Origin of the sequence: Gordonia spumicola (genome assembly GCF_009932475.1) — a bacterium.
In the GTDB taxonomy this organism is placed as follows: Bacteria; Actinomycetota; Actinomycetes; order Mycobacteriales; family Mycobacteriaceae; genus Gordonia; species Gordonia spumicola.
In genome coordinates this window covers 180,807-205,912 of record NZ_BJOV01000003.1, presented here as the reverse complement: position 1 = coordinate 205,912, position 25,106 = coordinate 180,807, and the positions used below count along the sequence as shown (strand labels likewise).

21 protein-coding genes are annotated in these 25,106 nt (G+C 68.9%); 13 read left to right on the top strand and 8 right to left on the bottom strand.

Going from position 1 to position 25,106, the window contains the following annotated elements:
- Nucleotide 1: 1 nt before the first annotated feature.
- The gene (locus GYB83_RS07035; protein ID WP_186349734.1) at nt 2–1,015 is read right to left on the bottom strand and encodes an AurF N-oxygenase family protein; all 1,014 of its coding nucleotides are present in this window, start codon (nt 1,013–1,015) and stop codon (nt 2–4) included.
- 119 nt (nt 1,016–1,134) lie between these two features.
- Between GYB83_RS07035 and GYB83_RS07030 the strand changes: the two genes are divergently transcribed.
- Nucleotides 1,135–2,916: a cation:proton antiporter gene (locus tag GYB83_RS07030; RefSeq protein WP_371865013.1), complete on the top strand. Its 1,782-nt coding sequence runs from the start codon at nt 1,135–1,137 to the stop codon at nt 2,914–2,916.
- Nucleotides 2,917–2,931: 15 nt separating this feature from the next.
- Here the strand turns inward: GYB83_RS07030 and GYB83_RS07025 are convergent, their stop codons facing one another.
- Entirely contained in the window at nt 2,932–3,216 is a 285-nt protein-coding gene (locus tag GYB83_RS07025) for a hypothetical protein (RefSeq protein WP_161894827.1), read from the bottom strand.
- Between the two features lie 180 nt (nt 3,217–3,396).
- Here GYB83_RS07025 and GYB83_RS07020 point away from each other — a divergent pair, with 180 nt between their 5' ends.
- Nucleotides 3,397–4,263: a universal stress protein gene (locus GYB83_RS07020; RefSeq protein WP_161894826.1), complete on the top strand. Its 867-nt coding sequence runs from the start codon at nt 3,397–3,399 to the stop codon at nt 4,261–4,263.
- Nucleotides 4,260–5,507, top strand: coding sequence for an MFS transporter (locus GYB83_RS07015; RefSeq protein WP_161894825.1), 1,248 nt, complete (start codon nt 4,260–4,262; stop codon nt 5,505–5,507). The genes GYB83_RS07020 and GYB83_RS07015 overlap by 4 nt, the downstream gene beginning before the upstream one ends.
- Here the strand turns inward: GYB83_RS07015 and GYB83_RS07010 are convergent.
- Complete coding sequence (locus GYB83_RS07010; protein ID WP_161895541.1) at nt 5,443–7,029, bottom strand: dolichyl-phosphate-mannose--protein mannosyltransferase; 1,587 nt, start codon at nt 7,027–7,029, stop codon at nt 5,443–5,445. The genes GYB83_RS07015 and GYB83_RS07010 overlap by 65 nt on opposite strands.
- Before the next feature lie 131 nt (nt 7,030–7,160).
- Here GYB83_RS07010 and GYB83_RS07005 point away from each other — a divergent pair, with 131 nt between their 5' ends.
- The 4 genes from GYB83_RS07005 (at nt 7,161) to GYB83_RS06995 (ending at nt 10,992) form a co-directional block, all read left to right on the top strand.
- On the top strand, nt 7,161–7,784 hold the full coding sequence (locus tag GYB83_RS07005; RefSeq protein WP_161894824.1) for a TetR/AcrR family transcriptional regulator: 624 nt from the start codon (nt 7,161–7,163) through the stop codon (nt 7,782–7,784).
- A 43-nt stretch (nt 7,785–7,827) separates the two neighbouring features.
- Nucleotides 7,828–8,631, top strand: coding sequence for a 16S rRNA (cytidine(1402)-2'-O)-methyltransferase (gene rsmI / locus GYB83_RS07000; protein WP_371865046.1), 804 nt, complete (start codon nt 7,828–7,830; stop codon nt 8,629–8,631).
- 299 nt (nt 8,632–8,930) lie between these two features.
- Nucleotides 8,931–9,059 (top strand): hypothetical protein, encoded by a 129-nt coding sequence (locus GYB83_RS23835; RefSeq protein ID WP_267130319.1) that lies wholly within the window; start codon nt 8,931–8,933, stop codon nt 9,057–9,059.
- Nucleotides 9,060–9,681: 622 nt separating this feature from the next.
- Nucleotides 9,682–10,992, top strand: a complete 1,311-nt coding sequence (locus GYB83_RS06995) for an HNH endonuclease signature motif containing protein (protein ID WP_161894822.1) — start codon at nt 9,682–9,684, stop codon at nt 10,990–10,992.
- A gap of 32 nt (nt 10,993–11,024) precedes the next feature.
- Here the strand turns inward: GYB83_RS06995 and GYB83_RS06990 are convergent, their stop codons facing one another.
- From GYB83_RS06990 to GYB83_RS06975, 4 genes are all read right to left on the bottom strand, one after another.
- Nucleotides 11,025–12,158, bottom strand: a complete 1,134-nt coding sequence (locus GYB83_RS06990) for an aminodeoxychorismate synthase component I (protein WP_161894821.1) — start codon at nt 12,156–12,158, stop codon at nt 11,025–11,027.
- Complete coding sequence (gene metG / locus GYB83_RS06985) at nt 12,155–13,711, bottom strand: methionine--tRNA ligase (RefSeq protein WP_161894820.1); 1,557 nt, start codon at nt 13,709–13,711, stop codon at nt 12,155–12,157. The genes GYB83_RS06990 and metG overlap by 4 nt, the downstream gene beginning before the upstream one ends.
- A 31-nt stretch (nt 13,712–13,742) precedes the next feature.
- Entirely contained in the window at nt 13,743–16,115 is a 2,373-nt protein-coding gene (locus tag GYB83_RS06980; protein ID WP_161895540.1) for a glycoside hydrolase family 65 protein, read from the bottom strand.
- 85 nt (nt 16,116–16,200) lie between these two features.
- Nucleotides 16,201–16,899, bottom strand: coding sequence for a beta-phosphoglucomutase family hydrolase (locus tag GYB83_RS06975; RefSeq protein WP_161894819.1), 699 nt, complete (start codon nt 16,897–16,899; stop codon nt 16,201–16,203).
- Between the two features lie 193 nt (nt 16,900–17,092).
- Here GYB83_RS06975 and GYB83_RS06970 point away from each other — a divergent pair, with 193 nt between their 5' ends.
- The 6 genes from GYB83_RS06970 (at nt 17,093) to GYB83_RS06945 (ending at nt 24,558) form a co-directional block, all read left to right on the top strand.
- Entirely contained in the window at nt 17,093–18,838 is a 1,746-nt protein-coding gene (locus GYB83_RS06970; protein ID WP_161894818.1) for an N-acyl-D-amino-acid deacylase family protein, read from the top strand.
- 71 nt (nt 18,839–18,909) lie between these two features.
- A complete protein-coding gene (locus tag GYB83_RS06965) occupies nt 18,910–19,761 on the top strand; it encodes a TatD family hydrolase (RefSeq protein ID WP_228461264.1) in 852 nt (283 codons plus the stop codon).
- A 58-nt stretch (nt 19,762–19,819) separates the two neighbouring features.
- Nucleotides 19,820–20,932, top strand: coding sequence for a resuscitation-promoting factor (locus tag GYB83_RS06960; protein ID WP_186349733.1), 1,113 nt, complete (start codon nt 19,820–19,822; stop codon nt 20,930–20,932).
- A gap of 17 nt (nt 20,933–20,949) precedes the next feature.
- Nucleotides 20,950–21,816 carry a 16S rRNA (adenine(1518)-N(6)/adenine(1519)-N(6))-dimethyltransferase RsmA gene (rsmA, locus tag GYB83_RS06955; RefSeq protein ID WP_161894816.1) on the top strand — a complete coding sequence of 289 codons (867 nt, stop codon included), beginning with the start codon at nt 20,950–20,952 and terminating at the stop codon, nt 21,814–21,816.
- Nucleotides 21,813–22,730, top strand: coding sequence for a 4-(cytidine 5'-diphospho)-2-C-methyl-D-erythritol kinase (locus GYB83_RS06950; RefSeq protein WP_161894815.1), 918 nt, complete (start codon nt 21,813–21,815; stop codon nt 22,728–22,730). The genes rsmA and GYB83_RS06950 overlap by 4 nt, the downstream gene beginning before the upstream one ends.
- Nucleotides 22,731–22,758: 28 nt before the next feature.
- Nucleotides 22,759–24,558, top strand: coding sequence for an ABC-F family ATP-binding cassette domain-containing protein (locus GYB83_RS06945; RefSeq protein ID WP_161894814.1), 1,800 nt, complete (start codon nt 22,759–22,761; stop codon nt 24,556–24,558).
- Nucleotides 24,559–24,565: 7 nt separating this feature from the next.
- On the opposite strand, the gene GYB83_RS06940 is transcribed toward GYB83_RS06945, so the two are convergent.
- Entirely contained in the window at nt 24,566–25,069 is a 504-nt protein-coding gene (locus GYB83_RS06940; RefSeq protein ID WP_161894813.1) for a flavodoxin, read from the bottom strand.
- Nucleotides 25,070–25,106 lie beyond the last annotated feature (37 nt).

Here is a 25,106-nt window from a genome sequence, read left to right as displayed (position 1 = left end):
GTCAGCTCGCGTTGTAAGCGGGTTCGCTGCGGAAACGCGACTCGCGGCCGTCGATCTTCAGCGCACGCCACACCTTGCGCGACACCGGGTTCATCAGACCGCACTGCTCCGACAGCATGCGGACGTCGCCGAACACACCCGACAGGAACACACGGGACTGCTCCGAGTCCCAGAAGATCTCGTCCATGACGTCGCGGGGGACGTCGAACTCCTTGACGAACTCCTTCGGCGGGATGACGATCGCGTCGCAGAGGATGCGCATGACGATCGGCATGAACACCGACAGCGTGAACTTGGTGAGCTTGCCCTTGGCGGGGATGGTGGCGCGCAGATGATTGTGCGCGAACGAGATGTGGCGGGCCTCCTCGGCCACGTGCAGCTCCATGACAGCCGACATGGCCGGGTGCATGTCCGACTTGGGGCTGCGCAGGAAGTCCTTCTGGATGTGGTCGATCGGCTCTTCGCCCGCGAGGACGCCGAAGTAGAAGATCGTCGGGGTCAGCGTCGAGAAGAGCGGGATGATCGGTGAGATCGTCCGCAGCCAGCGGCGCATGCCCGGCGTCTTCATGCCGATCCGGTTCACCAGCTCCTGGAACATGAGGGTGTGGTTGCACTCCTCCTTGGCCTCATGAGTGGTGTAACGGAATCGCTTGTCGCCGTTGGGGAGACGGTCCGCGTACTGCATCAGGCCGCGGATCAGGATCGATTCGAACTGCAGTCCGACCTTGGCGACGTTGGCCTGGCGCCACATGCCGATACGGATCTGCTCCGACTCCGGGAGCGCCTGGTACCAGGGGTGACGGCCGATCGGGTCGACGTCGTAGTTGAGGATCCAGCGCGGGTCGTCCGGAATGATCGCCAGTTCGGGGGAGTCCCACGCGATGTCGAGGTAGGGGTCGAAATTGCGGTGCACCGAGGCGGACGACAGGTCGTCGAGGACCTGCTCGTAGTTCAGCGTGGCCTCTTGCTTCGCCGGGGGCGTGTACGTGGTGGGCCGCGGCTGGGTCGACGTCATGGCGTGTCCTCTCGCTGTGCCGACGGGATGTCCGTCGAGGCAACTTCCTGTAACTACCGTGACACCGTTCATTGATCTTGTCAATGGGCGATGGCACGATCATTGGCGACACATGACTTGTGAACCAGGTCACGCACCACGCGGCGATCGCGACACCGTCATGCGAGAAGATGGGACGCATGGAAGCCGTCCTCGTCGTCGTACTGTGCGTGCTGGCGATCGCCGCCGCGAATCAGCTCGCGCCGCGCCTGCGCCTGGCCGCGCCGCTGCTGCTGGTCCTGGTCGGCGTCGTCGTCAGCTACTTGCCGAACATCCCGAAGATCGACGTCGACCCGGAGATCATCCTTGTCGGGGTGTTGCCCCCGCTGCTGTACGCGGCGGCCGTCGCGATGCCGACGATGGAGTTCAAACGGGATCTGCAGGCCATCAGCGGACTCGCCGTCGTCCTGGTCGTGGTAAGCGCCCTCGGGCTCGGTGCGGTGTTCATGTGGATCCTGCCCGACGCCGACTTCGCCACCGGCGTCGCGCTCGGCGCCATCCTCAGCCCGACCGACGCCGTCGCGACGACGACGGTCAAACGCGTCGGCGCCCCGAATCGGCTCATCACCGTGCTGTCGGGAGAGAGCCTGTTCAACGACGCGAGCGCCCTTGTGCTGTTGCGGGCCGCGATCGCCGCGATGGCGGCCAGCGTGTCGCTCTGGGGAGTGGCCGTGTCGTTCGTCTGGGCGGTCGTCGCCGCTGTCGCCGTCGGCGCGGCCGTCGGCTGGCTGATCGTCCGCGTGCGCGCGAGGATCTCCAACCCGGCCGTCGCGACCGCCGTGTCGTTCGTGACGCCCTACGTCGCATACGCCCCCGCGGAACTGGTGCAGGGATCGGGCCTCGTCGCGGCCGTCGCGGCCGGACTCGTCGCGGGTCGCGTCGGCGTCCGACGTCTCACCGCGGCTCACCGCAGGTCCGACGTCCAGAACTGGAAGATGGTGGAACTGCTGCTCGAAGGCGGCGTGTTCCTGCTGATGGGCCTGGAACTCAAGGCGCTCGTCTCCGAGGTCACGACCTCGCATGAGACGGTGTGGCACGCGGCGTGGCCCGCCGCGCTCGCGTTCGTGCTGCTCATCGTGTTCCGGCTCATCGTGGTGATGCCGCTCGTCGTCTGGGTGGAACGACGGGCCCAACGGATCATCGCCCGCGAAGAGCACCTAGCGCGCATCCAGGAGACCTTGTCCGGGCCGGACCTGCCCGAGCGGTTCACCGAGCGGCGGACGGATCTGGTGCGCACGCGCATCGACCGCAGGCTCGCCGACATCGCCTACTATCGCGCCGAGTCGATCGGAGCCCGCGAGGGATTCGTCCTGGTCTGGGCAGGCATGCGCGGCGTCGTCACGCTGGCGGCAGCGCAGACGCTCCCCGTGGACACTCCGTACCGGGCCATGCTGGTGCTGCTCGCGTTCTTCGTCGCCCTCGGCTCACTGGTGATCCAGGGGACGACGCTCGGGGCGTTCGTCCGGTGGATGCGCCTGCCCGACCACGCCGACCAGGAGGACGTCGAACGTCGCGACCTCGGGCGCGAGATGGCGGCCCTCACCGAGCGGGTGATGTCCGACCCCGCCGTCTGCGGCTCCGACCCCGACCTGGCGCTGCGCATCCGGACGCTCCGTGAACTGGAGGCGACGGCCAGCGACGCCGACCTGGGCGACGACGCCGATACCGCCCCCGACGTTCTCGACCGGCGCATCGCCACCGCCGACTCCATGCGCCGCATCCGCCGCGTCGTCATCGACGAACAGCGCCGCCACCTCCTCGAACTGAGCCGTCGCGCGACGTACAGCTCCGAGGCCCTCACCGCGGTACTGGACAAGCTCGACGCCGAAGAACTCAGCCTCGACGCGCAGACGTCGGTCTAGAGTCGCCCGCCCGTGTCAGGCGACGAGAGCGGGGACGGCGCCGAAGACCCAGACCACGGTGGTCGCCAGCAGGAAGATCGACGCGCCCTGCCAGACTTGCCAGCCGTCGTTCGCGCGCCAGGCCAAGACGGTCCGGGCCATCGCCGCCACGGTGCACAGTCCGACGGCCACGGGGCCCGCGATGAGGAAGGCGGTGTTGACGGTTCCGGTCGTGTTGACGGCGATCGCGAGCAGCACGAAACCGATGGCGAACGTCACGCCCACGTGCAGCGCCGCGCTCTTCCGCTGGTCAGTGCTCACCTGTCGACTCCATCCACTCGTTCCGTGACAATTGCGTCCTTCGAGAACCAGAGTATCTAAGGACCTTAGGCCCGCCCCTCTCGCTGCGAATCGAGATCGATTGCGACAGAATGGATGCAGGCGCACGACGGGCACCGAACTGCGGTGCCCGGGCCGGTTCGGTGAAGGAGTGGATTCGCGATGAGCATGATTCTGGTCGGTGTGGACGGATCGGAAGCGTCGACTGACGCTGTCACATGGGCGGCGCGCGCCGCCGCAGTCGAACATCTGCCGCTCAAGATCGTCGCCGCCTACACCTCCACGACCAGTGACTACGCGCCCGGTCTCGTCATCCCGCAGGACGTGATCGACGCGATCCGGACGGAGGCGACGAAGGCTGTGCAGACCGCGGCGGAGACCGCCCGCGCGGAGGTTCCCGGCATCGATCTGAGCGGCTCGATCGTCGAAGGAGACGCCGCTCGCGTCGTCCTCGAACTCGGCGCGCAGGCGCAGACGATCGTCCTGGGCACCCGTGGTTTCGGGAGCGTGAAGGGCCTGTTCCTCGGGTCCGTGAGCACCAACGTCGCGGCGCACGCCAAGGGTCGCGTCGTGATCGTCCCTCACGGGGCACTCGGGGGAGACGGACCGGTCGTCGTCGGCGTCGACGACTCCGCGATCAGCGACCCGGCCGTCGCCGAGGCGTACCGGCAGGCCGACCTGCGGTCGCGTCCGCTGGTGGCGGTCCACACGTGGACACCGCTCGACGCCGACGCTCTCCACGGATTCGGCCTCGACGAGGCCGAGATCGACGAGATGTCGCGCCAGGCCGTCGAGGCCGTCGCGGAGCGCATGGCGGGCTACGGGCAGGACTACCCGGACGTCGACGTCCAGCGCGTCGTCATCCCCGAGGAGCCGGCCAAGGCCATCCTCGACGCCTCGGGCGAGGCGGCCTCGCTCATCGTGATGGGCAGCCGTGGACGTGGCGGCTTCACCGGGCTCCTCCTCGGGTCGCGCAGCCAGAAGGTGCTGCACCACGCGAAGGTTCCGGTGATGATCGTCCGTAAGTGACGTCCGGGCTCGACGACAGGCTGCCCCGCGGCCTGTGGGTGCTGTTGGCGGCGAACGTCGTCATAGCGCTCGGATACGGGCTGATCGCGCCGGCGCTGCCGATCTTCGCGAGCGACTTCGGAGTCGGGGTGACGGCCGCGACCGCCGTGGTGTCGGCGTTCGCGGTCATGCGTCTCGCGTTCGCGCCGACCACCGGCCGACTCGTGACGAGACTCGGTGAGCGTCGCATCTACCTGACCGGGTTGATGATCGTCGCTCTGTCGACGTTGGCCTGCGCGTTCGCGAACAGCTACTGGCAACTGCTGGCCTTCCGGGCCGCGGGTGGCATCGGTTCGACGATGTTCTCGGTGTCGGCGATGGCGCTGCTCATCCGGCTGGCGCCGCCCTCGATGCGCGGTCGGTCGTCCGGCTACTTCTCCGCGGGTTTCCTCGTCGGCAGCCTGGCGGGACCGCTCATCGGGGCGGCTCTCGTCGACTTCGGGCTCCGGCTGCCGTTCGTCGTCTACGCCGTCGCGCTGCTCATCGCGGCCGCCGTCGTCGCGACGACGATGCCGACCGTCGCGCACGCCTCGACCACCGCTTCGGCAGACAACGGAAAGGCCGCCGCCGCCCGGTTCGCCGAGGCGTTGCGGTGGCCGGAGTACCGGGCGATCCTCGCGTCCAACTTCGCGCAGGGGTGGGCGTCGATGGGGGTCCGCGTGGCGGTCGTGCCGCTGTTCGTCGGCCAGGGGCTCGGGGAGTCCGCGGGATGGGCGGGCGTCGTCCTCGCATGCTATGCGGCGGGCAACATCATCGCGATCATGGTGTCCGGCAGACTGTCCGACCGCTTCGGGCGACGGCCGGTGATGATCCCCGGACTGGTGGTCGCCGCGGCGTCGACGATCGCTCTCGGCTACTCGCCGAACATCGGGACACTGTTGGTTCTGACCGCGGTCGGAGGTGTCGGGTCGGGACTGTTCGCGCCGACCCATCAGGCCGCGCTCGGCGACCTTCTCGCCGACCGGCAGCGCGGAGGTTCGGCGCTCGCCGCCTACGGGATGGCGTCCGACCTCGGAGCGGTCAGCGGCCCGCTCGTGGCCGGACTGATCGCCGACCGGTGGGGTTACGGCCCGGCGTTCGTCGTGACGGGCCTCGTCGTCGTGGTCGCGCTGGTGCTGTGGACGGTCGCGGGCGAGACCACTAGGACCAGCTCGGCAGCCACATCTGTCGATTCCACTCCACGTCGGAGATCGGAGCTCCCGTGAGGATCGGCCACAGCCACACGAAATTGGCGATCACGAGCGCCGCGTAGAAGGCGACGATCAGCACCGATATGGTCTGCCTGTCCGAGCGCCGCCACTTGGCGCCCGCGGCGAGGACGTCACCGCAGCAGAGGGCCAGACCCATCACCAGGAACGGCGCCATCGCGGTGGCGTAGAAGAAGTACATCTGTCGGTCGATCTCCAGGAACCAGGGAAGTATCGCGGCGCCGTATCCGACGAGGACCGCCGCGTACCGCCAGTCGCGGCGCGAGCAGATGCGCCACAACGCCCACCCGATCATCGGGAACGCCAGCCACCACAGGGCCGGGGTGCCGATCAACATCTGGGCGCGGATGCACTCGGAGCCCCCGCACTGGTCGGGACCGTTGTCGATCGCGTACAGCATGGGCCGCAGGCTCATCGGCCACGTCCACGGCTTCGACTCCCACGGATGATGGTTGCCAGCCGAATTCGTCAGGCCCGCATGGAATTCGAGGATTCCCGACTCGTAGTACCAGAGCGAGCGGAGCGCCGCCGGAACCCACGAGAACGGTCCACCGGTTCCGATCTCGGTGCCGACCATGTAGCGGTACACCGACGTCTCCGATGCGAACCACGTCGCGAACGTGCCGAGGTAGATGACGACCGGCATGACGGCCAGCGACATGCCGGTGGGGATCACGTCGCGCCGCAGCACCCCCACCCACGGGCGTTTGACGTTGTAGGCGCGGCGGGCGGCGACGTCGAACGCCAGCGACAGGACCGTGAAGAACACGACGAAGTACAGGCCAGACCACTTGGTGCCGCAGGTGAGGCCGAGCATCACGCCCGCCGTGAACCGGTACCAGCGGAACCCGAAACGCGGACCGAACGGCGAGTCGTCGATCCGGCCGTCCAGGTACACCTGGTGGAGTCGTGCGCGCATCTGGTCGCGGTCGCAGACGATCGCGGCGAACGCGAGCACCACGAACAGGGCCTGGAAGATGTCGAGCATGCCCATCCGCGACTGCACGAACAGCACACCGTCGCAGATCGCGAACAGCCCGGCGAGCGCGCCGACCAGCGTCGACCGCGCCAGACGACGCGTGGTCAGGTAGACGGCGAGCACGATGATCACCCCGGAGACCGCCGACATGAAACGCCAGCCCATCGGCCCGTAACCGAACAGGGCCTCGCTCACGGCGAGCATCCACTTGCCGACCGGCGGGTGCACCACCAGGCCGTATGCGGGATTGTCCTCGATCCAGTTGCCGCCCGTCAGCACCTGCCATCCCTGGGGGACGTAGTGCTTCTCGTCGAACACGGGGGTGCCGTTGTCGGTGGGATGAGTGAGGTCCCAGAAGCGGGTGACGATCGCGAGCAGGGTGATCACGACGCCGACGATGAGACCGCGTCGACGATCCGACGCGCCGAACACGGGCTCGGGGATCACCGGGCCCGGTCGAGTGCCGAGATCCTCGGTCTGCGGTCGCGGCGCGTCGAGCACGCGGTCGTCAGTCGGGGAGTCGAGGGTCACGCCGACCATGGTAGTCGGGCGCGGCGTGTGCGTTCTGTGTGCCACATGCGGACAGTCCTGTTGATTTTCCGGACCGGCGGTGACTACCGTCACCGGTATCGATCAACTGATCGATCTCCGCGTGGAACGAGGTCTCACTGATGGCACGGCTGTCACTCGAACAGCGGCGGCAGGCGGCGATCACCGCCACCCTCCGCGTGATCGGCACCGACGGTGTCGAGGCGGCCACGACTCGTCGAATCGCCGCCGAGGCGAAGATGGGCCAGTCGAGCATCTTCTACGCGTTCGCGTCGCGCGACGAGCTGCTCGCCGCGGTCGTCGAACACGGGGTGTCCGAGGAGCTGTCGGCGATGGACGGCTGGCTGCATCTGCTCGCCGAGTTCCCCGCGAACGACGCGCCGATCGAGGACCTCATCCGCGGGGCCTTCGAATCGTTCGCGCAGAACGCGATCAACGAGTCCGCGCGGCAGCACGCCCTCATCGGTCTGGCCCTCTACGCGCGCCGCACCGAAGGCCTCGAATACCTCGCCGAACGCCTGTACGACGGGTACTACGCGGTGGCCGAGAAGCTCCTGGACGAAGCCGCCCGGATCTCCGGTCGCACCTTCACCAAGCCGACGTCCGAGCTGGCGCCGTCCGTCATCGCCGTCACCGACGGCATCACCCTCTGCTGGCTCGGCACGGCGTCGCGGGAGCAGGTGGACCGCGTGATCGACACCTCCGTCAACCTGCTCCTCGGATACGTGGCGCCCGTCGACTCGTAGGCTGGAGCCCGTGACAGGGACTCTGATTCTGGCCGGCACCCCGATGGGGCAGCCGGACGACGCGTCTACCCGACTGCGGAACGCGCTCGCCACGGCCGACGTCGTCGCCGCCGAGGACACCCGGCGCACCAAGGCGCTCGCCGCGTCGTTGGGTGTGCAGATCGCCGGGCGCGTCGTCTCGTACTACGACCAGGTCGAGGCGGCGCGGGCCCCGAAACTCGTCGACGCCGTCGCGTCCGGCGAGACGGTCCTGCTGGTGACCGACGCGGGCATGCCGTCGGTCAGCGACCCGGGCTATCGCCTGGTGGTGGCCTGCGCCGACGCCGGACTGCCGATCACCTGCCTGCCCGGACCGTCCGCGGTCACGACGGCCCTGGCGCTGTCGGCGATGCCGTCGGAACGGTTCGCGTTCGACGGGTTCGCGCCCCGGAAGACGGGAGCCCGCCACGACTGGCTGGCGAGCCTGCGGGACGAGCAGCGGACCGTCGTCTTCTTCGAGTCGCCGCACCGCCTGGCGCAGACCCTGGCCGACGCCGCCGACGTGTTGGGGGCCGACCGCCGCGCCGCGGTCTGCCGCGAACTGACCAAGACATATGAGGAAGTCCGACGCGGCGGCCTCGGCGAACTCGCCGACTGGGCCGCGGAGGGTGTCAAAGGCGAGATCACCGTCGTGATCGCGGGCGCCGCGAAGATCGACGAGACCGTCACCCTCGAATCGCTCGTCGCCGCGGCTCAGGCGCTCGCCGACTCGGGCGTCCGACTGAAGGACGCGTGCGCCCAGGTGATCGCGGGCACTCCCTTCTCCCGCCGAGACGTGTACGAAGCGGTCCTCTCCGCCCGCGACTGACGGCTGACGCTCATGATCGACACGGCCGTCCGTGATCTCGACCCCGGTGCGTTCGCGATGGTGATGGCGACCGGGATCTGCTCGATCGCCGCCCAGGCGCAGGGATGGACGGCAGTATCCGTCGCCCTCCTGGCCGGAAACATCGCGCGCGCGGGGCGTCATCGGTGCGCGAGTGATCACAGACGGGCACGTCGCGGCCGCTCTGCTGGGCCATCGGCGACCAGACCGCAGACCTGGGCAAACAGGTTATGCTGGGCAGCTACTGGTACGGGACCAAGCATCTGTGAAGGGTGAGCTCGATGGCGTATGAGATTGATCCGCGCGAGATCGAGCTGGTCGCTCAGCAGAATCGCGAGGAGAACAAGCTCTCCGACGAGTTCTACGCCGCTCATCGCAGAATGCGACTACGACACTGTGTGGCCGATTGAGGCACGCCGGGAGTGGGAGAAGCTTGTGGCTCCCATGCGTGCGCGGCACCGGCGGGAAGCCGATGAACTCGGCGCGGTACTCGACGCCGAGAAGGCTTCCGTCCGCGAAACCTCATAGGCTGGTGGGCCCGCCAGCAAGACACGTGTTTCTCGAAGTCCCCGACACCTCACGGTGCCGGGGACTTCGCATATCCGGAGGTCCCTCATGATCGATCCCGCTGACATCGAGCACAGGTTCGCGTTCCACCCGGCGCCGCCGACTCGGTGAACGAGGAAGTCCCGGACGATCGCATCCACTCCTCTCGATGTTCATCCGTTCGGACTATACGTCGAACATGCGTTTTTGTCAGAGGTGATCCATATCATGAACGTAGTTCCTCGGTAGCGCGAGGAGCGGCACGTTACTTGACAATTCGATAGCGCCCAGTCCGGGCGAACCGAACCACCGGACCCCACAGGGGGGTACCAGGCAGGCGGTGGACTGCGGCGCAGCCGACTGGCACCCGGAACCAGGTAGTTCCGGCACTTGTTGTGACCGTACCGTCGCCCACCGACACCGCAGAGTCGCGGGTCGATGGGTCGTGCTCTACTGCTCTATCCGCAGCTCATGGAGGGGGAAACCATGTTCGCGACCACTATCCGCGAGTTCACCGACCACCTGGTCGATGAACTCGCACCAGCCACCACCGCCGAGGCCGAGTCCGACGACTCACCTCGCCTGGCGTGCCTGCTCGACCGGGCCTCACGGGTCGGGTTCGACGACGCCGACATCCTGTCGGCGATAGTCGAGGTCGCCCGGGCCCAGAACGTCCTGGCCGGCGCTCAGGCGTTGTTGGTCAGGGCCGCTGATCGGGTCGGGATCCCGGTCCGCAAACGATTGTCGATGCCGTCGTTGTTGATGGAGATCGGCGTCGCCCCGGCCGTTGCGCACCGTACGGTACGCAACGGCCGCCACGCCGAGAGGCTCGATTCGGTGGCCCGAGGGATGCGGGACGGCCACCTCTCGCCGGAGATGGCCGATGAGGTCGGACGAGGCGTCGCCGCTGTCGACAAGCGTGTCCCGCTCGACAACGCGGAGAAGCAGGTCCTTGCCCGCAAGCTCCTGCTCAACTCCACACCGGGTGAGGTGAAAGCAGCAGCCAAGGCCGAGGGAATCCGTCTGGCGGCCGAGTCCGACGATCCGGCAGCAATCCCGGCGTCAGAGAACTCGGAGTTGAACGAAATGACCCTGACCTCGGACGACGAGGGCCACACAGTCTCCTCGATCAGCCTCGATGCGCTGACCGGGGAAGAACTGTCCGCGGCGCTCGACCCGCTGATGCGGCCGGTACCGCAACCCGACGGGTCGAGGGATCCGCGGTCCACCGCCCAGCGGCGGGCCGACGCTCTCGGGCAGATCGTCCGCACGTACCTGGCGGGATCGGAACGTCCGACGAGCGGCGGTGTGTTGCCGCACGTGTCGCTGATCGTCCCGACCGTCGGTACCGGTGGTGACGGGGTCGCCCGGCTCGGGTTCACCGGGCCGGTCGGGTCGGCGACGGTAGGGCTCGCGCTCTGCTCGTCAGCGGTCTCGGCGGTCGTCGTAGACGGTGAAGGTGTCCCGCTCAATGTCGGCCGGGAGCACCGGTTGATGACTCCGGGAATCCGGAAGGCGCTGGCTGCCAGGGACTGCGGGTGTGCGTTCCCCGGGTGCGGGCGGCCGGTCTCCTGGACCGATGCTCACCACATCGTTCCCTGGTCGGAGGGTGGCGAGACCTCCGCAGTGAACGGGGTGCTGCTGTGCCGGATGCATCACACGCTGATTCACAACAGTGGCTGGGAGATCGTTCTCGGCGACGACGGGCACCCGTGGTTCATCGAACCCGGAGGCACCCGGCCGATCCGGTCACACGCAAGGAGAACGCTGACCAGCCACGCCGACGCGGCGGCGTGAGGGGCGGCACTCGGGGTCGGGGCAGCTGTCGGTCAGCGAGAGACGATCGACGCTGCTTTGTCGAGGCACTCCTGCCATTCGGCGTCGGGGTCGGAGTCGATGGTGATGCCGCCGCCGACGCCGAGCGTCAGATCGCCCGACGGCGACACGGTGACCGTGCGGATCGCGACCGACAGGTCGAGGAGACCGCCAGGCCCGGCTACGCCGACTGCGCCGCAGTAGACGCCGCGATCGTTCGCCTCCCACTCCGCGAGAAGATCGGCGGCCCGGATCTTCGGTGTACCCGTCACGGAGGCGGGAGGGAACGTCGCGTCGAGCAGCGCGGAGTTGCCGACATCGGCGCGCAGCGTCGCCCGGACCGTCGACACCAGATGCCAGACGCCGGGGGCGGCCACGACGGTCAACAGGTCCGGCACGTCCACCGACCCGACGTCGGCCACCCGCCCGAGGTCGTTGCGGACCAGGTCGACGATCATCACGTTCTCCGCGACGTCCTTCGTCGAGGAGAGCAGCGCCGACGGGTCCGCGCTCACCGGAACCGTGCCCTTGATCGGCGACGACGTGACCACCCGGCCTCGCCGGTTCAGGAACGACTCGGGGCTGAAACTGGCGACCGATCCCCACGACCCGGTCAGCCACGCGGCCTTCGCGGGCCTGGTGGCCGCGGCGACGTCGCAGAAGAAGTCGAGCGGCGAACCGTCCAACCGGCCGGTGAACTGCGTGCACACACACGCTTGATACACCTCACCGGCACGGATGGCGTCGAGACACTGCTCCACCGCGTGGACATGCGGGGCCTTCGCGGGCGGCGTCCACTCCGCGGCCCACTCGCGGACCGGGCCCGGGGCGTCGAGGCAGTCGAGAACCCACTGGGGACAGGGGGAGTCGTCGACCGATTCCCACGCCCACTCGCCGCCGCGCAGAAGGAGGACGCCGTCGGAGAATCCGCCGACCACTCGTCCAGGCTCACCGGGACGCGCGAAATCGTATGCGCCGAACCAGAACCTGTCGGGCCGATCGGGGACGCCGATACCCTCGCGCAACGCCACCGACGGGGCGATCACCGCGTCGGCGTCGGCCCAGTCGCCGACCAACGCGGCAGGATGCGGCAGCCCGTCGACCGTCGCCCGCGCAGCCAGCGCACGGACGACGTCGAGCGCCGTCATACCTCGTGGCGGGGGAACACCGGGGTCGGCTTCGGCAAGGTGACGCCGGGAACTGTCCGCGTGGACACGGCGGCGAACGTACGGGCCTCCGGATCCGCGTCGACGGCCAACAGGTCGAGCAGTCTGGACGTCGACGACGGCATCACCGGCTGCGCGAGCAGCGACACGATGCGTACCACCTCGGCGCAGACGTACAGGACGGTTCCGGTGCGGTGCAGGTCGGTCTTCGCCAGCTTCCAGGGCTCCTGCGCCGAGATGTACCGATTCGCGTCGGCCAGCACCGACCACAGGGCCTCCAGCCCGAGATGGATCGCCTGCACATCGAAGTGTCCGCGGACCCGCTCGAGCAGCGCGTCGGCGGCGTCGAGGAGCGCACGGTCGTCGACGGTGAACTCGCCCGGCTCTGGGACGACCGACTCGAAGTACTTGCCGATCATCGACAGGCTGCGCTGTGCGAGATTGCCGAACTCATTGGCGAGATCGGCGTTCTTGCGCGAGACGATCGCCTCGGCCGAATACGAACCGTCCTGCCCGTAGGACACCTCGCGCAGGAAGAAGTAGCGGACCGGGTCGAGACCGAACTCGGCGATCAGCGAGTGCGGGTCGACGACGTTGCCGACCGACTTGCTCATCTTCTCGCCCTTGTTGAACAGGAACCCGTGCGCGAAGACCCGCTTGGGCGTGGGGATGCCCGCCGACATGAGGAACGCGGGCCAGTACACGCAGTGGAACCGGATGATGTCCTTGCCGATGACGTGCAGATCGGCGGGCCAGTAACGGTCGAGCGTCGCCCGATCGTCGGGGAAACCGACACCGGTCAGGTAGTTGGTGAGGGCGTCGACCCACACGTACATGACGTGACCGTCGGCTCCGGGGACCTTGACACCCCAGTCGAACGTGGTGCGCGAGATCGACAAGTTCTTCAGTCCGCCCTCGACGAACTTGACGACCTCGTTGCGGCGCGAATCGGGTCCCATGAACGACGGATTGTCGCGGTAGAACTCCAACAGCGGCTCGGTGTACTTCGACAGCCGGAAGAAGTACGTCTGCTCCTCCGTCCACGTCAGGACGTGGCCGTTCTCGGTCGCGATGCGCTCGCCGGCGTCGTTGACGCTGGTCTCGTCCTCGGTGAAGAACGCCTCGTCGCGGACGTCGTACCAGCCGGCGTACGAGTCGAGGTAGATGTCGCCCGCAGCCTCCATCCGCTTCCAGATCTCCTCCGACGCCCGGTGGTGATCGGCGTCGGTGGTGCGGATGAACCGGCTCAGGTCGGTGCCGAGCGCGGTGTGCAGGGCCTCGAACCGGTCCGAGTTGGTCTTGGCGAGCTCGGCGGTGGAGACGCCTTCCTTCTCCGCCGTCTGCTGCATCTTCTGGCCGTGCTCGTCGGTGCCCGACTGGAACCGGACGTCGAACCCGTCGAGCGCCTTGAACCGGGCGAGCGCGTCCGCCGAGATGAACTCGTAGGCGTGCCCGATGTGCGGGGCTCCGTTCGGGTACGCGATCGCGGTGGTGATGTAGTACGGCGTCGACGCGCCAAAGGAATCACTCGACATAATGTCGCTGATTGTACTGGTCACCGGTGAGTCAGAGGGAGCGGCGGTACGGCTCGCAGCCGGGAGGCGCGGCCGGAGGCTGGGTCGGCGTCGGCGTCGGAACGTCCATCCGGACAGGTGCATCGCCGAGCACGAACGACTGCCCGTGGTGAGCCAGTTCGATGGTCGGGCCGGACAACAGCCGGTACGTCGCCGAGTCGGCGTCGACGGCGACGACGATCCGCGACTCCCGGACCACCATGCGGAAGCTCATGTACGTGAGTTGCCGGGGCAGACGCGGCGCGAACGTGATCGAGCCGTCGAAGTCGCGCATGCCGCCGAACCCGGCGACGCAGTCGGTCCACGCCCCGGCCAACGCCGCTATGTGCAGCCCCGACGACACGTTGCTGTGCAGATCGTGCAGGTCGGTGAACACCGACTCGCTCATCAGGTCGTACGCCAAGTCGAGGTATCCGACCTCGGCGGCCGTCACCGCCTCGCAGCACGCCGACAGCGACGAGTCGCGCACGGTGATCGGGTAGTAGTAGTCGAAGTTCTTCAGCTTCTGCTCGGGCGTGAACCTGTCGCCGAACAGGTACATGGCGAAGACGAGGTCGGCCTGCTTCACGACCTGCTTGCGGTACAGGTCGTAGTACGGGTAGTTCAGCAGCAGCGGGTACTTGCCGCGGGAGCGTTCGAAATCCCACGGCGCGAGCAGCGTGAACGCCTCCGACTGCTGGTGCACGCCCAGCGCGTCGTCGTACGGGATCGTCATGTCGTCGGCGCACGACGTCCACAGCGCCGTCTCGGCCGGGGTGACGCCGAGATCGCGAGCCACCGTCGGGTGACGACCGGCGGACGTGACGGCGTCGCGCAGTGCCTGCTGAGCGGCGAGGTTGGTGAATACGTTGTTGTTGACGATCGCCGTGTACTCGTCGGGGCCGGTGATGCCGTCGATGCGGAACTTGCCGTTCGCGTCGTGGTGACCGAGGCCCGTGAAGAAGCGCGCGATCTCGACGAGCAGCTCGACGCCGCACTCGATCTCGAACGCCTCGTCGCCGGTGGCGCGGATGTACTTGGCGGTGGCGTTCGCGATGTCGGCCGACACGTGGACCCCGGCCGTTCCGGCGGGCCAGTAGCCCGAACACTCGTCGCCGTTGATCGATCGCCACGGGAACATAGCGCCCGACTCGCCGAGCTCGGTCGCCCGGGCCTTCGCCTTGTCCATCGTCCCGTGCCGCCACCGCAGTTCCTCCCCGGCCGCGGCCGGGACGGTGTAGGTGAGCATCGGCATGATGAACGTCTCGGTGTCCCAGAACGTGTGGCCGTCGTAGCCCGGCCCGGTCAGCCCCTTCGCCGGGATCGCGCGCGACTGCCCACGTGCACCGGCCTGCAGGACGTGGAACAGGGAGAACCGCACCGCCTGCTGCATCTCCGCGTCGCCGTCGAGCTCGACGTCGGCGTCGCGCCAGAAGTCGTCGAGATAGGCGGCCTGCTCTGCTTTGAGAGCCTCCCACCCGGTCTCGCGGGCCATCGCCAGGGCGGCGTCCACCTGGGCGCGGAGGGCAGGCACGCTCCGGCGCGCCGACCAGCCGTAGCCGAGGAACTTGGTGAGCACGATCTTGGACCCTTGCGGGACGGTCGCGGCGACGGTCAGGCGGGCGAGGTCGCCGTCGGCGCGGATCGAGGTGTCGCCGGTGCCGGGCAGCTCCAACTCGTGGTCCATCGCCGCGGCGACAGTCAACGCAGACTGGCGTGTGTGGTGGACGAGAACCGCCGAATAGTCCTCGCTGTCGGCGAGGTCGGCGATGAGCGGAGCGTCCAACGCCGCGGCCAGACGCGGATCGTCGGCCGCCGACTGCCCGCCGGGGCCGCCCATCGGTTCGTTCGCCAACAGGTCGGACTGCAGGACGAGCTTCATGTCCTCGCCGACGGGCTCCACCTCGTAGCGGATGGCTGCGACGGTGCGTTTGGTGAACGACACCAGCCGCTCCGACGTGATCCGCACGGTCCGGCCGGTGGGTGAGGTCCACAGGGTCTCGCGGCGAAGGGTGCCGGTCCGGAAGTCGAGGACCCGCTCGTGTTCGACGGTGCTGCCGTACCGCAGATCCATCGGCTCGTCCTCGACGAGCAGCCTGATGATCTTTCCGTCGGTCACGTTGACGACGGTCTGCCCCGACTCAGGGTAGCCGTAACCGGACTCGGCGTACGGCAGGTCGCGCAGTTCGTAGAAGCCGTTCAGGTACGTGCCCGGCAGGTCGACGGGCTCGCCTTCCTCGAAGGTGCCGCGCAACCCGATGTGGCCGTTCGACAAGGCGAACAGCGCCTCGGTGCGGCCGATGGTGTCGATGTCGAACCCGCGCCACCGCAGTTCCCACGGGTGCACGTCGAACCCGTGATCGGGGCGGGTGCCGTGGGTGGGCACATGCAGCGTGTCCGGGTGGCTGGAGGTGTCGCCGTGCGTGGTGTGGGCGAGTCCGCCCGCATTCGATTCGATCACGATGTCCTCTCTACAGGAGTTCGTCGAGGTCGGTGACGACGATCGACGCTCCGGCCGCGCGCATCCGCAGCGCCTGATCGCCGCCGACCCTGTCGATGCCGACGACGTAGCCGAACACGCCGGCATGGCCCGCGGCGACGCCGGAGATCGCGTCTTCGAAGACGGCCGCCTGGGCGGGCGGCACACCCATGAGCTCCGCGCCGCGCAGGTACGAGTCGGGTGCGGGTTTGCCGCGCAAGCCCTCGTCGACGATCGTGTTCCCGTCCACCCGCTGCTCGACGAAACCCGAGAGTCCCGCGGTGTCGAGGACGCGGGCGCCGTTCTTCGACGACGTGACGACCGCGATCCGCAGCCCGGCGTCGCGCGCGGCCTGCAGATAGCTAACCGAACCGGGATACGCCGTCACCCCGTCCCGGTCGAGGACGGCGAGGAACGCGTCGTTTTTGCCCCCGGCGACGCGGTTCGCGGTGGCGTCGTCGACGGTGATGCCACGAGAGGACAGGAAGCTCCGGACTCCGTCCAACCGGGGGCGGCCGTCGACGTAGTCGAGGTAGTCGCGTTCGGTGAACGGCCCCGACGCGTCGCCGCGTTCGGTGAGGAAGGCGTCGAACGCGGCCTTCCATGCGGCTTGGTGGACGGCGGCCGTGTTCGTCAGCACGCCGTCGAGGTCGAAGAGGGCGACGGTGACGTCGGCGGGGAGTCCCAGCATGAGCCAACGCTACCCGGCGCGCGGCGACTCCGCCCGGCGACCGGCGGGCGACGATCCGTGCCACGCGAGTGCCGGACGGTTGACGCGCGATTGCACTCGTGAGGAACATGAGCTGCGTCACACAACATCGCGGTCGGGAGGTCTCTGATGAGGGCAGTCCAGGTGACGTCGACGGACGGGCGGTGGTGATCCCATGACCGCTTTCGATGTGATCGTGAAGAACGGACTCTGGTTCGACGGCACCGGTGAACCGGCCCGCCCGCGGCACCTCGGAATCCGCGACGGCCGGGTCTGGGTCGTCGCACTCGAGGCGCTCGACGAGGACGGGTGCCCGGAGGTCGTCGACGCCGCGGGCAAATGGGTGATGCCCGGCATGGTCGACATCCACACGCACTACGACGTCGAGGTGCTGGTGAGCCCGGGCCTGACCGAGTCGGTCCGCCACGGCGTCACGTCGATCCTGGTCGGGTCCTGTTCCCTCTCGACCGTGCATGCGAGCGCGTCGGACGCCGGCGACCTGTTCGGCCGTGTCGAGGCCATCCCGCGCAGACACGTCGTCGAGACCCTCGAACAGTGTCGGACGTGGACGTCGGCCGCCGAGTACGCGGCAGCCTTGGAGGCGCTGCCGCTCGGTCCGAATGTCGCCGCCTTCATCGGTCACTCCGACATCCGTGCAGCTCAGATGGGTTTGGACCGGGCCACCCGCGACGACGTGACGCCCAGTCCGGCCGAACTGGCGGCGATGGAGGACGCGCTCACCGAGGCGTTGGACGCGGGGTTCGTCGGCATGTCGTCGCAGCAGCTGCTCTTCGACAAGCTCGACGGCGACGTGTGCCGTTCGCGGACGCTCCCGTCGACCTACGCCACGAGTCGGGAACGGCGCCGACTCAACCGGATCTTGCGGAGCCGCGGGCGCGCCCTGCAGGGCGGGCCGGACGTCGGCCGCCCGCAGTCGATGGTGTCGATGGCGCTCAGCAGCGTCGGCCTGTTCCGGAACCCCCTCAAGGTGAGCCTGTTGTCGGCCGCCGACGTGAAGGCCATCCCCGCGGTCTCGCTCGTGTTCCCGCTGCTCGCGAAGATCGTCAACGGGCTCGGCGGCGACTTCCGCTGGCAGCATCTGCCGGTCCCGTTCGAGGTGTACTCCGACGGCATCGACCTGCCCGTGTTCGAGGAGTTCGGGTCGGGTGCGGCGGCGCTCGACCTGTCGAACCGGATGGAGCAGCGCGCCGCGCTGCTGCAGGACGAGGCGTACCGGCGACGATTCCGCAAGGACTACGACAAGAAGTACGGCCCGCGCGTCTGGCACCGCGACTTCTTCGACGCCGAGATCGTCGAATGCCCCGACGACACCGTCATCGGCAAGACGTTCGGCCAGGTCGGCCTCGACCGCGGCGGACTGCACCCGGTGGACGCGTTCCTCGACCTCGTCGTCGAGCACGGCTCGAAGGTGCGGTGGCGCACCACCATCTCCAACCATCGCCCGCGGGTGCTGAACACGTTCGCGTCCGACCCCGGCGTCCAGCTCGGCTTCTCCGACGCGGGCGCGCACCTGCGGAACATGGCGTTCTACAACTTCGGGCTCCGACTGCTGCGCCGGGTGCGCGACGCCGACCGCGCCGGAACGCCGTTCATGACCGTCGAACACGCCGTGCACCGTCTGACGGGCGAGCTCGCCGACTGGTACGGCCTCGACGTCGGACGCCTGCGGGTCGGCGACCGCGCGGACCTCCTCGTGCTCGATCCGGAACGGTTGGACGACTCTCTCGACGAATACGCCGAAAGCCCCGTCCCCGAATACGACGGGCTGTCGCGCATGGTGAACCGCAACGACGCCACCGTCGCCGCAGTCCTCGTCGGCGGTGTGCCGGTGGTCCGCGACGGTGTGCCGCTGCCGACGCTCGGTTCGCGTCGCACCGGCTCGTTCCTGCGGGCTCGATGAGGGACTGCGCGTTCACGGGTCATTCGGGTGGGCGGCGCGAGCGTCGCCGTCGTATCGGGCACAGTGGTGCTGTGAGTTCAAGCAAGAAGGACAGGCGTCGACTTCCTCCGCCCGACCCGGCCCCGCTGCCCGGGCTGATCGATGCGCACACGCATCTCGCCGCGTGCGGCGGTCGGACGCCGGAGGCCGTCAAGGAGATCCTCGACCACGCGGAGTCGGTGGGCGTCACGCATGTGGTGACCGTCGCCGACGACATGGTCGACGCCCGGTGGGCCGTCGAGGCCGCGCGGTGGGATTGCAGGGCGTTCGCCGCGGTCGGGCTGCATCCGACGCACGCGGGTGACCTGACCGACGAGACGCGTGCCGAATTGGAGCAGATGCTGACCGAGCCGCGGGTGGTCGCGGTCGGCGAGACGGGCCTCGACTACTACTGGACCACCCGCTCGGACGACTGCGCCGATCCGTCGACGCAGCGCGACGTCTTCGCGTGGCACATCGACCTCGCGAAGCGGACCGGCAAGGCGTTGATGATCCACAACAGGGACGCCGATCGGGACCTCCTCGACGTGCTGAAGGCGGAGGGAAGCCCGGACACCGTGGTGATGCACTGCTTCTCCGGTGACCGTCACGTCGCGGACGAATGCGTCGACCGCGGCTACTACCTGAGCTTCTCGGGGACGGTGACGTTCGCCAACTCGGACGAGTTGCGTGAGGCCGCGCACATCACCCCGCCAGAGCTGATGTTGGTGGAGACGGACGCGCCCTTCCTGACCCCGCATCCCTACCGTGGCCAGCCGAATCAGTCGTATTGCGTCCCGTACACGGCGCGGGCGCTGGCGGCGGTGAAGGGTCTCGGCGACGCGGACATGGCGGCGATCCTCGGCGCGAACGCGCGGCGGGCCTACTCGCTACCGTTGCGCTAACGACAGTCTGTTCGTTACCGTATCGTGATCGAAGAATCACCCGTCAGGATGAATTAGCTTGTCTGCTTTCACGAGAATCAATCAGTCCACGTCCCTCCGCGTCCGCTTCGCGCTGGCCGCCGTCGCCGCAACCGTCGGCGCCGGAGCGGTCACCGGTGCGGTGATGCACAAGGAGGTGACGCTCGCCGTCGACGGTCAGAAGACGACCGTCCAGACGATGGCGTTCTCCGTCGAGGACGTGCTGAAGGAGAACGGAGTCGACCCCGCGGCAGGCGACCTCGTGAGCGCACCGCTGTCGAGCGCGCCGCACTCCGACCAGACGATCGCCATCGACCGGCTCAAGAAGGTCGAGCTGGTGATCGACGGCAAGCCGCAGATGGTCACCACCAACGCGTCGACGGTCCGCGACGTGCTCGCCGAACGCGGCCTCACCTCCAGCGCCGTCGACGGAAGCCTCGACGCGCGACTCCCCGTCGACGGCGGTGACGTCGACGTGATCATGCCCAAGCGCGTGGTCCTCACCGATGGCGCCGACACGACGCGCCCGACGATCGCGGCCAAGGACGTCGGCGACCTCCTGGCCCGTGCGGGCAACCCGCTGCAGCCCACCGACACCGTGTTCCCGTCGGCGACGACGCCGGTCAGCGCCGACATGGTCATCAAGGTGACCCGCGTGCGCACCGAGGACGTGACCCTCGACGAGGACGTCGCATCGCCGCAGGTGAAGAAGAAGGACCCGACCCTGATCTCCGGCCGCACCGTCGTCCTGACCAAGGGCACACCCGGCAAGGCCAAGGTCAAGTACTCGGTCACCACCCGCAACGGCAAGGTGATCAAGAAGGTCAAGCTCGATCAGCAGGTGCTGGTGGCCCCCACCCCGACAACGGTCCGCGTCGGCACCAAGCCGGGCGCGCCGTTCGTGCCGTACGGCGTGTGGGATCGTCTCGCGCAGTGCGAGTCGACGGGCAACTGGGCCATCAACAGCGGCAACGGCTTCTACGGCGGCATCCAGTTCGACCAGAACACCTGGGATCGCTGGGGCGGTCAGGAGTACGCTCCGCGCGCCGATCTCGCGACCCGCGAGGAGCAGATCGCGATCGCCAAGAAGACGCAGGCCGCTCAGGGCTGGGGCGCGTGGCCGTCGTGCACGGCTTCGCTGGGCATCCGCTGACCCCTATCCTGGAGTCCATGCAGAACCCACCCCGCCTTCTCGGACCGGCCGAGATCCGCGCGCTCGCCGCGGAGCTGGACGTCCGTCCGACGAAGACGCTCGGGCAGAACTTCGTGCACGACGCCAACACCGTGCGTCGGATCGTGACGTCGTCCGGGGTGGGACCCGACGACGTGGTTCTGGAGGTCGGTCCCGGCCTCGGCTCGTTGACCCTCGCACTCCTCGGCGTCGCCGGGCGCGTGGTGGCCGTCGAGATCGACCCGAAGCTGGCCGCCCGACTGCCGCAGACGATCGGCGAGTTCGCGCCCGACCAGGCGTCGAACTTCGACGTGGTGCTCGCCGACGCGCTCACCGTGACGCCCGCCGACCTGCCCGTCACGCCGACGGCGCTGGTCGCGAACCTGCCGTACAACGTGGCAGTGCCCGTCCTGCTGCACCTGATGGCCCAGTTCCCGACCCTGCGGACGGCATTGGTGATGGTGCAGGCCGAGGTGGCGGACAGGCTCGCCGCGACGCCGGGCGGACGCATCTACGGTGTGCCCAGCGTCAAGGCCCGCTACTACGGCGACGTCACGCGCGCGGGCTCGATCGGCAAGCACGTCTTCTGGCCCGAACCCAAGATCGAGTCGGGTCTGGTCCGGGTGGAGCGCACCGACCCGTACGGTCACGACGACGACCACCGGCGTCGGACGTTCGCCGCGATCGACGCCGCGTTCTCCCAACGCCGCAAGACCATGCGCTCGGCGCTCGCCGCCTGGGCGGGCAGCCCGGCACAGGCCGAGGAACTGCTGCGGTCCGCCGACATCGATCCCGGCATCCGCGGTGAGCGTCTCGCCGTCGACGACTTCGTGCGACTCGCACAGGCGCAGGCGGCGGCCCGGTGATCGGCGGCGCCACCGCGCGCGTCCCCGCGAAGATCAATCTGCACCTGGGCGTCGGACCGCTGCGCGACGACGGCTTCCACGAACTGTCGACGCTGTTCTGCGCGTTGTCCCTGTACGACGACGTGACGGTCCGCCCGTCGGACGCGCTCACCTTGACGATCACCGGCGAGAACCGCCGTGCGGTGCCCGCCGACGCGACGAACCTCGCGGCTCGCGCGGTGGCCGCCCTCGCCGCACGGACGGGCGACGATCCGAACGTCGCGATCACCATCGACAAGCACATACCCGTCGCGGGCGGCATGGCGGGCGGCTCGGCCGACGCCGCGGGCGCGCTGCTCGCCGCCGCACGCCTGTGGCGGGCGGACCTGCCGCGCACCGAGCTCCTCGACATCGCCGCCGACCTCGGCTCCGACGTCCCGTTCTCGCTGACCGGCGGGGCCGCACTCGGCACCGGCCGCGGCGAGAAGCTGTTGCCCGTCCTGCACCGCGGCGAGTTCCACTGGGTGCTCGCCGTCTCCGGCACCGGGCTGTCGACGCCTGCCGTCTACCGCGAGCTGGACCGTCTCCGCGAGGCGGGCGACCTGCCCGACGATGCGGGCACGGCCAGACCCGACGCCCTGATGGTGGCGATCGCCTCCGGCGACGTGCGGACTGTCGCGCCGCTGCTGCACAACGACCTTCAGCCCGCCGCACTGTCGCTGCAGCCGATGCTGCGTCGCACGCTGCGCGCCGGGCGTGAAGCGGGCGCGCTCGCCGGCATCGTCTCAGGCTCCGGCCCCACCTGCGCGTTCCTGTGCGCCGACTCCGACGCCGCCGTCTCGGTGGCCGCCGAACTGTCCGGCTCGGGCGTCGCCAAGGCCGTGCGGACCGCGTCCGGTCCCGTCGCGGGCGCGCGCCTGATCCCCCAACCCTGACCGTCTCGAGAGAAAGACACCCCGCATCATGGCCCCCGGCACCAACACGTCGCTGATCACCGCCGAGAAGATCAGCAAGAGCTTCGGCATCCGCGCGCTGCTCGACGACGTGAGCGTCGGCGTCCACGAAGGCGAACGGATCGGCGTCGTCGGTCTCAACGGCGGAGGAAAGACGACGCTGCTGGAGATACTCGCGGGCATCACCGAACCCGACTCCGGTCGCGTGTCGCGGGTGGGCGGCGCGGTGGTCGCGACGGTCACCCAGCGCGGTGAGATGCCCGAGGACCAGACGGTGGCCGACGTCGTCGTCGGCGTGGGTGTGGCCGAGCACGAGTGGGCGTCGGACGCCCGGATCCGCGGCATCCTCGCAGGCATCGGCATCGACGGTCTGCTCGACCGCAAGGTGACCGAACTGTCGGGCGGTCAGCGTCGACGCACGGCTCTCGCCGCCGCGCTCATCACGGACGCCGACCTGCTGATCCTCGACGAGCCGACCAACCACCTCGACATCGAGGGCGTGCATTGGCTCGCCGAGCACCTCGTCGACCGACGCAGCGCGCTGCTCGTCGTCACGCACGACCGCTGGTTCCTCGACACCATCGCCACCCGCACGTGGGAGGTCCACTCGGGCCGGGTCGACGAGTACGAGGGCGGCTACAACGACTGGGTGTTCGCGCGCGCCGAACGCAACCGGCAGGCAGACGCCGCCGAGGAACGTCGCCGCAACCTGGCGCGCAAGGAGCTGGCGTGGCTGCGTCGTGGGGCCCCGGCCCGCACGTCCAAGCCCAAGTACCGCATCGAGGCGGCCGAGAAGCTGATCTCCGACGTGCCGCCGCCCCGCGACAGCGTCGCCCTGTCGGCGTTCGCGAAGCGGCGTCTCGGCCGGGTCGCGATCGAGCTGGAGAACGCCCGCCTGACCACGCCGTCGTCGAACGGCGAGCCGGGCCGGGTGCTGCTCGACGACACCACGTGGCGTCTCGCACCGGGCGAGCGGATCGGTCTCGTCGGCGTCAACGGCTCCGGCAAGACGACGCTCCTGCGTGCCCTCGCGGGCGACGTGCCAGTGACACCGGGCCGACGCATCGAAGGCAAGACGGTCTCCATCGGCTGGCTGCGGCAGGAACTCGACGACCTCGACGAGTCGCTGCGCCTGATCGAGGTGGTCGAGGCCGTCGCCGGGCACATCATGCTCGGCGACAAGGAACTCTCGGCGAGCCAGCTGTGCGAGCGGCTCGGATTCTCGCCCGCGCGACAGCGGACGCCCGTCGGCGACCTGTCGGGCGGCGAACGCCGTCGTCTGCAGTTCACGGCTGTCCTGATGAGCGAGCCGAACGTGCTGCTGCTCGACGAGCCGACCAACGACCTCGACATCGACACCCTGCAGCAGGTCGAGGACCTCCTCGACTCGTGGGCGGGCACGCTCGTGGTGATCAGCCACGACCGTTACCTGATCGAGCGGATCTGCGACTCCACGTGGGCGCTGTTCGGCGACGGGAAGCTCACCAATCTGCCGCGCGGAGTGGACCAGTACCTGGAACGACGCGCCGTCGACTCCAAGCCCGCGTCACCGTCGAAGCCCGCCGCTTCGGCGGCCGCCTCGCAGACCAGCGCCGCCGAGCATCAGGCCGCGCGCAAGGAGTTCAACGCCGTCGAACGCAAGATGGAGAAGTTGAACGGTCAGATCGCCACGCTCCACGACAAGATGGCGGCCCACGACCAGAGCGACTACACCGGACTCGGTGAGCTGACCGCGAAACTCAACGCGGCGCAGGCGGAGGTCGACGATCTCGAAGAACGCTGGCTGGAACTGTCCGAGCTCGTGGGCTGAGGGTCGCTCAGTCGGCGAGACCGCCCGCCCAGGCCGCGGCCCGTTCGCATTCGCCGTCACGCAGGACGTCGTCGGTGGTGACGCGGAAGGACGGGCCCGTCTTGGCGTCGACGCCCGCGGCGCGTAGTCGGCGAGCGGCCTTCCTCGACGATCGGCCCAGTGCCGCCCACGCCCCCGCCGCGGTGTCGAACGTGACGACGCGGGCGGTGGCGGGGATCTCGGCCGCTGCGATCCATTCGCGCACGCCCCGCCTGCTCGCATCGAACCCAGCGGCGTGGGCCGCATCGGCGCCCGTCGAACGGCGTCGTGCCGCGTCGGTGCGACTGCTGTCGGTGGGGAGCGTGAACGCGTGGGTCGGCGCGCCGAGGATCACCAGCCGCACACTCGGATCGACGACGGTCGGGGCGTCGTCGGACCGGAGGAGTGTGGCGTCGGGGACCGCGGTGGCGATCGCCTCGCCGATCCGCCACGTGCAGCCGAAGTACGACTCGACGATCACGAGAACACTCATCAGCCGATCCTCGCATGTGCGGCGGGTCGGGACATGG